Raw genomic sequence first — 13,044 nt, 5'->3', positions numbered from 1 at the left:
GCCACCTCTAGCGCATTTTCTTTGCAGCCGTATATTTTGGACATTTCTTTACCTAATTGAAGGAGGATGTATTCTATGACAACAGCTGTACAAAATGAAAAATTGGAAATGTTTAAAAAGAGTATAGATGATATTGTAGCGATATTGAAAAATACGGAAGAAGCGACACTTTATGTTAAACCTTCTGAAAATGAATGGTCAGCCATGCAAATTGTTTCTCATATTTTAGAGGCTGTAGATTTTTGGGTTGCAGATTTGGAAGCACTGCTGGTGGTTCCTGGGGCAAAATGGGGACGTAATCATGAACATGTCCGTCGTTTAGCTGCAGTAAATGAAGACATTGTATCGCGTATAAATAAAGATGCTGCCATAAATGCTCTGCAAAGCTTAGTCCCGAAAGTAGAGGAAGTACTTGTAAAAGTTAAAGAAGAGGATCTAGTGAAAACAGCACCAAGTTATAATCCAAACTTTGACGGAAAACCGTTATCTTTTTTAGTCGACCATTTAATCGTTAAGCATGTTGTGGGACATTACGGGCAAATTGTACGCCATTTGGAAAAAGTTCGATAAGAAGCCACAGAAGCCAAGGGACGGTTCTAGTGGAAGAACCGCCCCTGCGTTAGAGGATTTTTTGTCATCAAAAAAAGAACCACCTTTATCAGGTTGTTCAACGTCGTGCCTTATGAAGCTCCTCCAATTTTGTTGAGATAGCAATTGCCATTTCTTCGGTTACTTTTGGAAGGTAAGATTTTAAAAATTTATTAACCATTCCTCCCATTGTACCTCCAGCAGTGATCTCAAGGGAGAATGTCATCCTCGTCTTATTTTGGTCCATTGCTTCTGCAAAGAAATATCCTTCGCCTGAAAAATTCTCATTTACCCCTTTTAAATTAAAAGTAACCTTTGTCGGTGCAATCCATTCCTTTATCGTTACCATCAGGCTAATTTTTTTCTTTATAAATCCGATGATACTATAAAATTCCCACGTAGACTGACGTTTTGTAAATTTACGATGTTGAATATATCCAGGAATAAGTGGTGCCCAGTTATCCATATCCTTAACAAAATTCCAAACCTCATTGATTGGTAAATTTACTTCAACTAGATACATCCCGCTTGGCATTCATTTACCTTCTTTCCATTTCAATTTTAGGACCTTCGTATATTTATATGTTTGTTTCGTCGTTTGGAAAGGCATTATAAAAATTAGTGCTAACAACAAGGGTCATGGTATTGTAATCATGGTTTTCATGTTATAGCTAAAGAAAATAATTACTTGGCAGACATTGCACATATCTGTACAGTATAATCAGAGAATGGTGTATTGTAAGAGGTCGATAAAGATGTGATTGTGAAGGATTTAAACTGGAATCAGAGACACTCTAATGGGATTTAGGAATCGGTTTCCCAATGCTGTATTTGGAGACTTTTAAAAAAGATATAATGCACGAATAACATTGGTGGAATGAAGATGGCCCAGTTTGTGAACTGGGCCATCTAATGGTTCAACTCCCTTTTACTTGATGGGCAATTAAATTTCGATGATAACCGGCAGGATCATTGGCTTCCTTTTTGTTTGGGTAAATAGATATTGCCCAACCGCTTTTTTAATATTTTGTTTAATAACACCCCATTGGCGAATGTTTTCTTCTTGTAAGTCGACAACCGTTTTTTTGGCGAGACGATTCACTTCTTTGAGGAGATCATCCGAATTTTTAGCGTAAACAAAACCGCGTGTAATCGTATCCGGACCGGAGATAATCTTTCGGTCCAATTTGCTTATGGTAACTACAATCACAAGCATCCCGTCTTCCGAAAGCTGCTTGCGATCCCGCAGTACAATCTCACCGATATCGCCCACACCCATTCCATCCACATACGTATCCCCGGACGGAACACTCCGTATCTGATGGGCAACTGAATTTTCAAAATCGACTACATCTCCATTATTAATGGTAAAAGTGTTTCCTTTTTCAACTCCCACCGATTCCGCCAGCTGCTGGTGGTGATGGAGCATTCTGTATTCACCATGAATCGGAATCAAATAGGTTGGTTTCATCAAGGTTAGCATCAGCTTTAAGTCTTCCTGATAACCGTGTCCGGAAACATGCATTCCAGTGGAACTTCCGGAGCCATAAATGACTCTTGCGCCAAGTTTGAACAAGTTATCGATTATCCGTGAAACGTCCCTTTCATTTCCAGGTATTGGGGATGCCGCGAAAATAACGGTGTCGTCGGGATATATTGCAACATCACGATAGTTTCCGCTGGCAAGCCGGGCAAGGGCTGCCATTGGCTCTCCTTGACTTCCGGTGCAGAGAATCGCAACTTTTTCAGTTGGCAATGAATCGACTTCACGAGCCTCAATTAACATCCCTTCAGGAACAGTTAAATATCCGCGTTCAATCGCAACATCCACGACGTTTACCATACTCCGGCCCAGCAATGCCAGCTTGCGATTGGTCATCATGGCTGAATTGACAACCTGTTGAATCCGGTTCACATTCGATGCAAACGTAGACACAAAAATTTTTCCAGTTGCCTTCATAAAGGCTTCATCCATATGGTCCCCGACCATTTGCTCGGATGGTGACAGCCCTTTCCGCTCGGCATTGGTGCTTTCAGAGATTAAAGCCAGCACACCCTCACTGCCGATCTTGGCCATTTTATGAATATCGGATGATTCATTATTGGCAGGAGTTAAATCAAATTTGAAGTCCCCGGTATGGACGACATTACCTTCTGGAGTGTGAAAAACAATCCCGAGACAATCAGGAATACTATGGCTTGTTTTGAAAAAGGAAACTTTCATCTTACCAAGTTCCAATATCGACTCCGAGTCAATTTGAACGAGTTTGGTGTTTCCTTTGAGGCGGTGCTCCTCCAGCTTTAATTCAATCAAGCCTAGCGTAAAGCGGGTCGAATAGATGGGGACATTCAATTTTCGCAAAAAGTAAGGGATTCCGCCGATATGATCTTCGTGGCCATGGGTCACAATCATTGCACGGATTTTTTCTTGATTTTCCTCAAGGTACGTAATATCAGGAATGATCAGGTCGATTCCTAACAAACTCTCATCAGGGAACTTGCCACCGCAGTCGATCACCACGATATCATCAGCATATTGGACCACATACATGTTTTTACCGATTTCATTAATACCGCCTAAGGCGAAAATGGATAATGTATTTTCAAGGGTGCTCAAGTTTATTCCTCCTAAAGCCAATTAGATAAATTTAGTATTCCCGTTTGTAAATTCTTTATTTAAATTGGAGTTTTTGGAGGGATTAGTGAAAGAGCGTATACGAATCATTCGTTTGATTAAATTGGCAAAGGTATGATGAAGTGGGCTAGTCCGGCCAATTAGAAAAACTTATCAACACGATTAAATAAATAGAATTTGTTGATATCTGATAAAAATATGTTGATATCTTCTTAAAATGTTTCGATATATTTTAAAAGTGTGTTGATATATGTCCAAAATTTGTTGATATCCACTAAGAGCGTGTTGATAAATGATTCAGGTGGTACCTAACAGTCAAAAAAGGTATATTAAACTTCCACCACGAATTAAATATAGAAGTTAGTAGTCGGAATGGAGGAAATAAGATGGATTTTTTATTAAAAAAGATTTTTGTCGGCATGCCGAAAACGGTTGGTGAAAAAGATGCATCAAGTCCAATGGAACGGGAGTGGACCAGTGCTATTTTTAAAGAACCCGTTCAAGGACCTGTGTGGGTTGGGCAAACCAAATTAAATGGTGATGGACAATTTGATCAGGAACATCATGGCGGACCGGAAAAAGCCGTTTTTGCTTATTCCGTTGAAAACTATTCCTACTGGCAAAATGAATTAGCGTATTCGCAAATCTCTCTCGGAGGAATGGGCGAGAATTTTTTAATGGAAAATGGAACAGAAGAAACAATTTCAATAGGGGATACCTTTCAAATTGGCGAAGCGATTGTTCAAGTATCACAGCCAAGACAGCCATGTTGGAAGCCGGCACGCCGTTTTAAAGTAAAAACCTTAGCATTATTAATACAAAACTCCGGGAGGACAGGCTGGTATTTCCGTGTGTTAAAAGAAGGATTGGTAGAAGAAGGGCAAACCTTTACTTTAATTGAACGGCCCTATCCTCATTTGTCCATCTCAAGATGCAATGAAGTCATTCATGCCAAACAGCAGAACTTTGCTGATTTACGGGAATTAGCGCAATGCGAATTACTTGCGCCCGGATTGAGGACTACATTAGAAAAACGGGTTGATGCTCAGCTTTCAACAGTGGATATCCGCAGCCGAGTGTATGGACCAAATGAGTAAGGTAAACGAACGGAGTGAAGATGGTGTATCAAATAATCGAAGACCAGGTTGTAAGAAATGAATATTCCACCCTTCCATATACGTGGATTCGCAGTAAGGAACCTAATAGCAGTATCTGTATCATGCTTCCGGGTCTCGGCTATACAACCTAGCAGCCGCTTTTTCATTATGCAACGGGGTTATTTTTGAATCATCAAATAGATGTTTTACATATTAATTATCAGTTTGCTAAAAATGAACAGTTTAATAAGCTTACCGATACGGAACAGGAACAGTCGATGTATGATGATGTGTTAGCTGTTTTGGATAAAGTCTTAAAAGCTTCGAAGTATAAACAGTTTTTTGTTTTGGGCAAATCGATCGGAACGATTCCAATGGTAAAAGAATGGGTGGAGAAAAGAGTGAGCGGGAATACTTTTGGGATTTGGTTGACGCCACTGGTTAAAAGAGATGCGGTATATGAGGCGATGATGAATACTGACCGCCCTTCACTTTGTGTCATTGGCGATCAGGACCGCCATTACGACAAAGAACGAATTTCCTCATTGAAAAATAATTCTCTTGTTAGTACCTGTATAATTCCTCAAGCAAATCATAGTTTAGAAATAACCGGCGATATGTTTGCCTCGATAGAAGCATTAAAAGAAGTGATTAAACAGGTGGAGGATTTTTTGAAAAGGCTCTTTTCGTAAACTTTGTTGCTTTTGGACCTTAATAAGGGCCAAATACTTAAATTTCTAGGCAGTTTTCGCAAATGTTCTTACGAAAAGATGCCACGAAGCATCTTGTTATACGGGTTGATGAACTTATACGAAAAACAACAATCTATGCGAAAATAGCCTTTGATAAATCAAAGTTAAGAAAGGTGGATTTTTAGAGTAAAGAAATTTGTATTTTGCACCCAGTATCTCACTTTTCCATAGGATAGTATGAATAAAACCGGGAGGGTATGGGATGTATCCGTATACAAATTATCATGATGCTCTTTTTAGACAACCGAACAACTTGGTCAGTGATGTTGAAAAGGCAGTAAATGGTGAATATAGTGCAATCAATTGTTATTCGAAATTAGCAAATATGGCTAAAAATGAGGAAGAACGGCAGCGAATCCTTGAAATTAGGCAGGATGAAATGAAGCATTTTCAACAATTTCAGCAGGTGTATATGAGTCTCACTGGGAGGCAGCCGCAGCCGAAGATTGTAGAGGAGTGTCCTGCTGCTTATTTAGACGGATTAGAATTTGCGCTAAAAGATGAACAAAAAACGGTTGATTTTTATATGGAAATTGCCGATGCCGCTACAACAGAGCATATAAAAGAAGTATTTCGGAGAGCTGCCGCAGACGAGCAAAACCATGCAGTTTGGTTTCTTTACTATTTTACTAAACATAAATAACAGTCGAAAGGACCCAGAATAACCTAATTCGGGGTTCTTTTTCATTTCTAGGGATAAGTTTGGAATTTTTGCAGAACATAAAATGAACATTTTAAGCATAGGAGTTCATTTATGAAAAAACCTTTATTTAAACATGAACTAAATGAACAGCCTTCAGACATCGGAAACTCTGCATTCGAGTCCCGTGCAGAGTTTATTAAGAATGCTTTCGGAAACACAGAGGATTTGTTCATGCTTCCTATTTTATATCAAGAGGAGAAAGGAATTCTTTTCTATTTAGAAACCCTTTCCGATTCGGAGAAAATCCAGGAAAGTATCTTAGTTCCTTTAAGTAAAAATCCAGAATTAGACTTTGGTGACATTCCATATACTGCTGAAACAAAAAGTAAGATTATGCTTGAAGAAACCATAAATGCATTGTTACAAGGAAAAACAATTTTGATCGTTCAAGGAGAGGATGATCTCTTTTCATTTAATACAAAGAAAGACTTATCACGAAGCCCCAAGGAACCCGACAGTGAAAAAACGGTAAGGGGATCACATATTGGATTTGTTGAAAGTTTATCGACAAATTTAGGCTTTATCAGGCAAGCGATTCAGAGTAAACATCTTAGAATTAATTATCACCGTACCGGTCAATATACGAACACGCAAATAGCCGTTGTCTATATGGAAGGTATAGCAAACCTTTCGTTAGTAAAGAGACTTGAAGAAAGACTTCAAACACTATCTACAGACATGATTTTTAGCCCCGGGTACTTAGAAGAGATAATTGAGGATCAGCCATTTTCTCCGTTTCCACATATACTTTTTACGGAAAGACCAGACCGGGCCATTGCCCAATTAATGGAAGGGAGAATCATCTTAATGTCTGAAGGAAGCTGTGATGTTCTAGTTCTTCCCGTATCATTTTTCTCCTTCTTTCAAACGTCGGATGATTACAACAGCCGAATTTTAACAGGCTCTACTTTTCGGCTTTTAAGAGTGACGAGCTTTTTTCTTTCACTTCTATTACCAGCTTTATATATTGCAATTATCGGCTTCCATTTTGAAATTATCCCGAATGAAATTTTAGTTCTTGTAAAAAACTCGGTAGAGAACATTCCATTTCCACCTTTAATCGAGGCAATGATTATGGCGTTCACGATTGAATTAATCAGAGAAGCAGGAATTCGCCTGCCATCACCAATAGGACAAACAATTGGGATTGTCGGTGGTCTCATCATCGGGGATGCAATTGTTTCTGCAGGATTAGTTTCAAATATTATGGTTATTGTGATTGCCCTTACGTCTATATCATCCTTTACGATCGCATCCTATGAAATGAGTAATACAGTCCGGCTGTTAACCTTTCCAATTATGCTTTCTGCTGCTACCTTTGGTTTTGTCGGAATCATCTTTTCTTTAATGTTTATCGTTGGTCACCTTTGTAAACTTGAGTCACTTGGAACACCGTATTTTACTCCTGTTGCTCCGTTTAATGTACAAGGGATGAAGGATGCCATCATTCGATTTCCAATTTGGCTTTTAAAGTTCCGGCCAAGAGAGTTACTAGTTAAAAATAAAAAACGACTATATAAACCGAGAAGATGGGAAAAAAATGAAAAATGAAAATCAAATGACAAAGCTTCAACTCGTTACCTTTTTAATACAGACTCAAATAGGGGTTGCATTTCTTTCGTTACCATACGACATTCACAAATTTGCAAAAGGAGATAGCTGGATATCGCTTCTTCTTACAGGCCTTGTGATGGAGGTTCTTGCTATTTTCTATCTGATTTTATGTAATCGGTTCCCTAAGCAGCATTTATTTCAAATCATGCAATCCATTTTGGGGAAAGTTTTGGGGAAATGCTTAACCCTTTTTTATGCTGTCTATTTCTTATTAACCGGCTCCACCATTCTGATTTTATTTGTCTACATTATAAAAAAATGGATGTTAATTTATACTCCTTATTGGGTGATCCTAATTTTGATGTGTTCCATCGGAATATACATGGCGGTTGAAAATCTTAAGGTAATTGCCAGGTTTTATTTTATCGCTACTTTTGTTTTATTCGCTTTTATAGTTATTGCTCCAATTGCTTTTAGAGATGGAAATATCCACTATATCATGCCGATTGGTCATTCAGGAATTTTGAACATTATAAAAGGAGCTTCACATGTCACATTAGCATGGCAGGGGATGGAAATGTTTCTGATTGTATCACCTTTTGTTATGGCAACAGGAAAGGAGCGGGTAAAAGCCGTTACATTGGCCAATTTATTTGTCACCCTACTATATTCATTCCTAACCTTTGTCTGCTTAATTTACTTTAGTAATGACGAAATGATGCTGTTCCCAGAGCCTGTCCTTTATCTTTTAAAATCTTTTACTTTTAAAATTATCGAAAGACCTGATTTAATCCTTATTTCTCTGTGGATTATTTTGGTGGGGACATCCTATATAAGCTACCTTTACGGTGCATCGTTAGCAGGTGCTTTTTTAATAAAGAAAGTGAATAGAAAGTCTTTCGTTTATTTATCAGCCATCATTTGTTTTACTTTTGCTCTATTCTTTAATAATCAAAAAGCGATAGAAAAATTAACGCAGTTCACTACCTATGTTGGTTTCATCTTTTTAATGGCTGTTCCTATATCTCTTTTAATCATTTCCCTTTTATTTAGAAAGCGGCAGAAGGGTGTATTTAATGCAAATAACAATTAGATGGTTTATGGTATTATGTATTCCGTTTTTCTTAACAGGCTGTTGGGATCAGCGGCTTTTGAAAGAGCAAAAAATAATTTTGCTAATTGGATATGATGTTGGCCCAAAGGGGGAAGTAGTTGCTACTACCTCGTACCCAATCAGTCTAGGGAGTTCAGGAAATTTAATTTCTAGCTCAACAACTTCTTCGAAAAGCAGCATTCTTACCACAAATGGGCAAACTGCTGCAGATGCGCTGTTACAGGAGGATCTTAAAATTTCTGAAAGAATTGACACTTCGAAAACTCAAGTCATCCTTTTCGGAGAAGGGATTGCAGCAAAAGGTCTCTATCAAGAACTTGATAATATTTATCGGAATCCAAAAGGTGCTCTTGGCGCAAAAGTGGCTATTATTGAAGGAAAGGCAATGGATGCGATTCGCTTAAAACAGGAAGAGGCTGATTTAAATGGACGATATTATGATGAATTCTTAAAAAGCGGGGTAGCAACGGGTTTTTATACAGACTATAATGTTCAATCAGTCTGCCCTTTGTTACTAAAACATACAAAGGACCCGTTGCTACCGCTGATTAAAATCCATAGTAAGGGTCATCGAGCAGAGTCAGTGGGTATGGCGCTTTTTAATAATGAAAAAATGACCGGAAAAATAACAATTCCAGAATCAAAGATGTTTTTACTTCTCAGTGGGGGTATAAAACAGAAGGTTTCCTTCTCGGTGAAAACGCAGCATCGTTATAAACAAAACCAATTGAATTATGTCAATGTTGAAATTCTCAATTCCCAGCCAAAAACAAAATTAAAGGTGAAAAATGATACAGTTACCGCTAATTTAGCCATAAATCTCCAATACCGGATTAGAGAATATCCTAAAAATCATTTAACAAGTCCGCTTCTTTTAAAACAGCTTAATAACGAAATAAAAAAAGGCTTAACGAATACGGCTAAAAAAACGATATCGAAATTACAAGAAGCGAATTGTGATGGATTTGGAATTGAAGAAGAAATCAGGGTCCATCATAATCGACTTTGGGAGGAAAAATATAAAAATATAGCGATTAAAGAAATCCCGATTAAGGTAAACCTTCAATTTGAGCTGTTGAATTCGGGAATTATTAATTAACCGTGTTTGGTCTTCACCGAAATAGAAAAAGATTACGGCCATGAAACAGAGTTTTTCGTGGCCGTAATCAATTAATTGGTACTACTTTACTATGGAAAAATCATTATTAGATGGTTGTCTTAACAAGAAAACCATCGGTTGTCTTGATCGTAGCATATAAGCTTCCAAGCGCTGCCATAAATGCAGAATGGACATCTTCTGCCTTAATGGTTTTATTGTTAAAGGTAAGATCAGGGCATGTACATGCATCCTCAATGACTGTACAACTAAAGCCAAGGTCAACTGCTGCACGACTTGTTGCATCAATGCACATATGACTCATCATGCCAACGATGATTACATGTTCGATCCCTATGCTTTTTAATTCTGCTTCTAAAGAGGTATGTAGAAAACTGTTTGGGAAATGCTTAATAATCACAGTTTCGTTTTCTAATGGTGCAACACTTTGATGAATCTGAACCCCTTCTGTGTATGGTGCAAAAAATGGTGCTTGTGTATCTTTGAAAATGTGCTGAATGTGAAAAAGAGGGAGATTGTTTTCACGAAAGTAATCTAAGATAGCCCGCGCATTTTTCGCAGCCTTTTCTGTTTCATGGAGTGGCATTTTCCCTCCCGGAAAGTAATCATTTTGGATATCAACTAGGATTAATGCTGTTTTGTCCAACTTATTTGCTCCTTCCTCTATTAAAATATTGGATTACCATTGTACATAATATTCGCCACTACTAAAATAATTCCCTTTTTCAAAGAACAGTCTTTACAATAAAACAGTCGTGGCCATTGGGGCGGAAATCAGATAGGAAAAAGGAAAAGTGTCTCCAATAGCGTGCTCATCTCCTCAACCAAAATATTTGCTACTATGGTAAGTATCTTAAGCAAAGAAGTCAATGATAAGGTATTATGTAATTTCAGAATATTCAATTCCGATTGATTGACTTCAAAATGCTGAAAAGTCTAAAATGGATTAAACTTATTGAAAAACTTGTTTTAATAAAGGCAAAAGCAATATTATTCAATTCTTGAGAGGTGACGTCAATGTCAAAAAATGAAACCAACACAAGAGCTGTTACTGAAATCAATTCCGAGTGCTCCTTTAAGCAGCAAAGAAATAGCTAGAGCACACCTATCCATTGGGCTTCATACCGGAGAATTTATGGAAAGGGCAATGGGATTATATGAATGCCTTGGTTTTGAAAGGCTGCCAGATTTCGATTTTGACGGTATCATTGTGAAGGCGAATCAGCTTACTTTTTAAAAAAGTGTTCGATTTTATTTCATTTTATCTAATGTGACATCGAATACTAAGCATAGAAAAGCAATAAAAATGACAGATAGAATAAGTGCGATCACTGGTTTTTGATAATGGATTCGAAGGATATTGAACATAACAATAACGAATAAAACAGACCAAAATAAATTCCAGTTATGGTGGTATGTAATGGCACCGCCTTTTACCGAAAGAAATTCCAGCAAAGTATATATGGCGACAAAAAAAGCGATATACAGGGATTGTGAGATAAGTCCTTTTCCAAAAGGATATTTAGATAGGTAAATCCAAGTTGAAAAAGGCATTCCAATTAAGGTTAGTAATAAAATGGGAATCATCGCAACCGGCAATCCATTTGGTTCCATTTTCCAGAGCTGATATTTAAAACAAATTACTTCATATAATGCATTTCCAAGTGCCGCAAAAAGAAGTGTAGGATAATAGGGCTTCCAATTACGGTCGGCGAACTTAAAGGCAGCAATGATCCAAAGAACTGAATAGGTGATGGCAATCATGCAGATTTCTCCTGATGGTTTAGTATCCTTATAATTCCTATATTATGGATGTACCATTCGTAGAAATTAAAAATGATCGACAAATTAGCAAATAGGTAAAGATAATATAATAAGAGAGGGAGATTTTCATGATTTTAGAAGCTGCCATGCTTCAGGTGAAACCGGGAAAGGAGCAGGAATTCGAGAGAACTTTTCGCCAGGCTTCCAAGATTATTTCATCCATGGGAGGATACATATCTCATGAACTGCAGCGCTGCTTGGAAGTAGAGGGTAAATATTTATTAACGGTGAAATGGGAGACATTAGAAGACCATACCATTGGATTCAGGGAATCCAACGAATATCAAGAATGGAAAAAGCTATTACATCATTTTTATGATCCATTCCCAACAGTTGAGCATTTCGAAAAAGTAAACTTATCCTGAAAAGATAAAGCAGTTCCAATACTTTCTGGAACTGCTTTTTGCATCTAATTAGGCCTGTCGATAGGATTTTGCAGCGTCGACCATCAGGACGATGGCGGTAATGATATGCATAATCATTCCAACAAGAGGAATCCAGGCAATGCAAGAAGTCACAATCCCGAGGATGCTTCCTGCAACAGATCTTCCCTCTTTTTTTGCCAAAATGAGTGTAATGATATGTAAAACTAACATGATCCCTAATGGAGTCCAAGCAAGACTAAGAACAATGGTTCCACCCAGAAACGGAACACCCAAAATTGCTTCCAGGCCGCCTGTAACCCATTTCAGAACTTTTGAAGATGACATGGTATATCCCCCATAAATCATTTTTTCTATATTTATAATGTGATGAGTCCATCTTATTCTACTATTTTTTCCTACAAATAGAAATTAATTTCCTTAAATGCTGACATTTCATTTCTAAACATAAAGTATAATGTGATATATGTTAAAACTAGGGAGGGATATTTGGTGTTTAGTGATGCGCCTAGCGGCATATTTGTCTTATTTAGCTTTTTGCCGATTATCATTTATTTAGTTCTAATCGTCCTAGGAATTCTTTTCGTCGTAAAAGTGATTAAGTTTATGAATGAAAAGACAATATTAGACAGGGAAAGAAATGAAAAGCTTGATGAATTATTAAAAGCGGTAAGAAAAAATAACGAAATTTAGAGCGGAAAGAATGCTTTTTAATAGACCACATTGGAATAGTTTTTTATTTTTGAGAGTTGATTTAAAAATAGGCCAAACTTTCGCTGAATACAATTACCATGATACGTTTTTTCATTTTCTGTTTGAAAGAAGGTATTTGGTGATGAAGAGCAAAATCCATCGTTGTAATTGTCGGAAAGTATGGTCCATCCAAAATAGAAAAACAAAGGTTACGGCGAATACCGTGCTGCTAAATGGGGCATGGACCACTGAATTAAAACCTGAAAGAAAATGTAACCCGAAAGGATTTGTGACAACGCAAAATAGCTGGGAGATCATTTTCAATCCTGCAAGTGAACTGGTAGAGAAATTTGTAAAGGTTACAAAACTCATGTACGACAAAGAGAATGTTCATTTTAATATCAACTACGGTGAATATTTGTTTTTTGCTGATGACGGGAGCTGTTACGTTCTTCGGAAAAGGGATGAGGTGTAAGAGAGGGAAACACAAGGCTGCGGTTTTTATTAAGGCTATTTTCGCATAGATTGTTGTTTTTCGTATGAGTTCATCAACCCGTATAACTAAATGCTTCGTGGCATCTTTT

17 protein-coding genes are annotated in these 13,044 nt (G+C 37.5%); 12 read left to right on the top strand and 5 right to left on the bottom strand.

What is annotated here, in order from left to right; genetic code table 11:
- The first annotated feature begins 75 nt into the window (after positions 1 to 75).
- A complete protein-coding gene (locus BIV60_RS02100; RefSeq protein WP_071354096.1) occupies positions 76 to 570 on the top strand; it encodes a DinB family protein in 495 nt (164 codons plus the stop codon).
- 97 nt (positions 571 to 667) lie between these two features.
- On the opposite strand, the gene BIV60_RS02095 is transcribed toward BIV60_RS02100, so the two are convergent.
- Complete coding sequence (locus tag BIV60_RS02095) at positions 668 to 1,123, bottom strand: SRPBCC family protein (RefSeq protein ID WP_071354095.1); 456 nt, start codon at positions 1,121 to 1,123, stop codon at positions 668 to 670.
- A 408-nt stretch (positions 1,124 to 1,531) separates the two neighbouring features.
- The gene (locus tag BIV60_RS02090; RefSeq protein WP_071354094.1) at positions 1,532 to 3,205 is read right to left on the bottom strand and encodes a ribonuclease J; all 1,674 of its coding nucleotides are present in this window, start codon (positions 3,203 to 3,205) and stop codon (positions 1,532 to 1,534) included.
- A 404-nt stretch (positions 3,206 to 3,609) separates the two neighbouring features.
- Here BIV60_RS02090 and BIV60_RS02085 point away from each other — a divergent pair, with 404 nt between their 5' ends.
- The 7 genes from BIV60_RS02085 to BIV60_RS02060 all read left to right on the top strand — a co-directional run bounded on the left by BIV60_RS02085 (position 3,610) and on the right by BIV60_RS02060 (position 9,542).
- Positions 3,610 to 4,320, top strand: a complete 711-nt coding sequence (locus tag BIV60_RS02085) for an MOSC domain-containing protein (protein ID WP_071354093.1) — start codon at positions 3,610 to 3,612, stop codon at positions 4,318 to 4,320.
- A 23-nt stretch (positions 4,321 to 4,343) separates the two neighbouring features.
- Positions 4,344 to 4,472: a hypothetical protein gene (locus tag BIV60_RS30135; protein WP_256218272.1), complete on the top strand. Its 129-nt coding sequence runs from the start codon at positions 4,344 to 4,346 to the stop codon at positions 4,470 to 4,472.
- A gap of 33 nt (positions 4,473 to 4,505) precedes the next feature.
- Positions 4,506 to 5,012, top strand: coding sequence for an alpha/beta family hydrolase (locus BIV60_RS02080; protein WP_083402061.1), 507 nt, complete (start codon positions 4,506 to 4,508; stop codon positions 5,010 to 5,012).
- A gap of 262 nt (positions 5,013 to 5,274) precedes the next feature.
- Positions 5,275 to 5,715: a ferritin-like domain-containing protein gene (locus BIV60_RS02075; RefSeq protein ID WP_071354092.1), complete on the top strand. Its 441-nt coding sequence runs from the start codon at positions 5,275 to 5,277 to the stop codon at positions 5,713 to 5,715.
- 111 nt (positions 5,716 to 5,826) lie between these two features.
- Positions 5,827 to 7,326: a spore germination protein gene (locus BIV60_RS02070; protein ID WP_071354091.1), complete on the top strand. Its 1,500-nt coding sequence runs from the start codon at positions 5,827 to 5,829 to the stop codon at positions 7,324 to 7,326.
- Entirely contained in the window at positions 7,316 to 8,422 is a 1,107-nt protein-coding gene (locus BIV60_RS02065) for a GerAB/ArcD/ProY family transporter (protein ID WP_071354090.1), read from the top strand. The genes BIV60_RS02070 and BIV60_RS02065 overlap by 11 nt, the downstream gene beginning before the upstream one ends.
- Positions 8,406 to 9,542: a Ger(x)C family spore germination protein gene (locus BIV60_RS02060; RefSeq protein WP_071354089.1), complete on the top strand. Its 1,137-nt coding sequence runs from the start codon at positions 8,406 to 8,408 to the stop codon at positions 9,540 to 9,542. Before BIV60_RS02065 ends, BIV60_RS02060 begins: the two co-directional genes overlap by 17 nt.
- A 106-nt stretch (positions 9,543 to 9,648) precedes the next feature.
- On the opposite strand, the gene BIV60_RS02055 is transcribed toward BIV60_RS02060, so the two are convergent.
- Positions 9,649 to 10,206, bottom strand: coding sequence for a cysteine hydrolase family protein (locus BIV60_RS02055; protein WP_256218271.1), 558 nt, complete (start codon positions 10,204 to 10,206; stop codon positions 9,649 to 9,651).
- A 381-nt stretch (positions 10,207 to 10,587) separates the two neighbouring features.
- Between BIV60_RS02055 and BIV60_RS30810 the strand changes: the two genes are divergently transcribed.
- Positions 10,588 to 10,797 carry a hypothetical protein gene (locus BIV60_RS30810; protein ID WP_071354088.1) on the top strand — a complete coding sequence of 70 codons (210 nt, stop codon included), beginning with the start codon at positions 10,588 to 10,590 and terminating at the stop codon, positions 10,795 to 10,797.
- 14 nt (positions 10,798 to 10,811) lie between these two features.
- Here the strand turns inward: BIV60_RS30810 and BIV60_RS02045 are convergent, their stop codons facing one another.
- Positions 10,812 to 11,324 (bottom strand): CBO0543 family protein, encoded by a 513-nt coding sequence (locus BIV60_RS02045; protein ID WP_071354087.1) that lies wholly within the window; start codon positions 11,322 to 11,324, stop codon positions 10,812 to 10,814.
- 128 nt (positions 11,325 to 11,452) lie between these two features.
- On the opposite strand from BIV60_RS02045, the gene BIV60_RS02040 reads away from it, so the two are divergent.
- Complete coding sequence (locus tag BIV60_RS02040; protein ID WP_071354086.1) at positions 11,453 to 11,749, top strand: antibiotic biosynthesis monooxygenase family protein; 297 nt, start codon at positions 11,453 to 11,455, stop codon at positions 11,747 to 11,749.
- Between the two features lie 48 nt (positions 11,750 to 11,797).
- Here BIV60_RS02040 and BIV60_RS02035 read toward each other — a convergent pair whose 3' ends face one another.
- Positions 11,798 to 12,094, bottom strand: a complete 297-nt coding sequence (locus BIV60_RS02035; RefSeq protein ID WP_071354085.1) for a hypothetical protein — start codon at positions 12,092 to 12,094, stop codon at positions 11,798 to 11,800.
- A gap of 165 nt (positions 12,095 to 12,259) precedes the next feature.
- Here BIV60_RS02035 and BIV60_RS02030 point away from each other — a divergent pair, with 165 nt between their 5' ends.
- Together BIV60_RS02030 and BIV60_RS02025 are read left to right on the top strand one after the other, a co-directional pair.
- A complete protein-coding gene (locus BIV60_RS02030; protein ID WP_071354084.1) occupies positions 12,260 to 12,460 on the top strand; it encodes a hypothetical protein in 201 nt (66 codons plus the stop codon).
- A gap of 142 nt (positions 12,461 to 12,602) precedes the next feature.
- Positions 12,603 to 12,935 carry a hypothetical protein gene (locus BIV60_RS02025; protein ID WP_071354083.1) on the top strand — a complete coding sequence of 111 codons (333 nt, stop codon included), beginning with the start codon at positions 12,603 to 12,605 and terminating at the stop codon, positions 12,933 to 12,935.
- Positions 12,936 to 13,044: the final 109 nt, after the last annotated feature.

The organism is Bacillus sp. MUM 116 (genome assembly GCF_001866655.1).
Classification (GTDB): Bacteria; Bacillota; Bacilli; order Bacillales; family Cytobacillaceae; genus Neobacillus.
Note: the sequence above shows the minus strand (reverse complement) of the source record. Positions and strands in the feature narration are given on the sequence as shown.

Coding starts and splice junctions, on each gene's coding strand:
- BIV60_RS02100 (WP_071354096.1), top strand. CDS start 76: ATGACAACAGCTGTACAAAATGAAAAATTGGAAATGTTTAAAAAGAGT.
- BIV60_RS02095 (WP_071354095.1), bottom strand. CDS start 1,123: ATGCCAAGCGGGATGTATCTAGTTGAAGTAAATTTACCAATCAATGAG.
- BIV60_RS02085 (WP_071354093.1), top strand. CDS start 3,610: ATGGATTTTTTATTAAAAAAGATTTTTGTCGGCATGCCGAAAACGGTT.
- BIV60_RS02075 (WP_071354092.1), top strand. CDS start 5,275: ATGTATCCGTATACAAATTATCATGATGCTCTTTTTAGACAACCGAAC.
- BIV60_RS02070 (WP_071354091.1), top strand. CDS start 5,827: ATGAAAAAACCTTTATTTAAACATGAACTAAATGAACAGCCTTCAGAC.
- BIV60_RS02065 (WP_071354090.1), top strand. CDS start 7,316: ATGAAAAATGAAAATCAAATGACAAAGCTTCAACTCGTTACCTTTTTA.
- BIV60_RS02060 (WP_071354089.1), top strand. CDS start 8,406: ATGCAAATAACAATTAGATGGTTTATGGTATTATGTATTCCGTTTTTC.
- BIV60_RS30810 (WP_071354088.1), top strand. CDS start 10,588: ATGAAACCAACACAAGAGCTGTTACTGAAATCAATTCCGAGTGCTCCT.
- BIV60_RS02045 (WP_071354087.1), bottom strand. CDS start 11,324: ATGATTGCCATCACCTATTCAGTTCTTTGGATCATTGCTGCCTTTAAG.
- BIV60_RS02040 (WP_071354086.1), top strand. CDS start 11,453: ATGATTTTAGAAGCTGCCATGCTTCAGGTGAAACCGGGAAAGGAGCAG.
- BIV60_RS02035 (WP_071354085.1), bottom strand. CDS start 12,094: ATGTCATCTTCAAAAGTTCTGAAATGGGTTACAGGCGGCCTGGAAGCA.
- BIV60_RS02025 (WP_071354083.1), top strand. CDS start 12,603: ATGAAGAGCAAAATCCATCGTTGTAATTGTCGGAAAGTATGGTCCATC.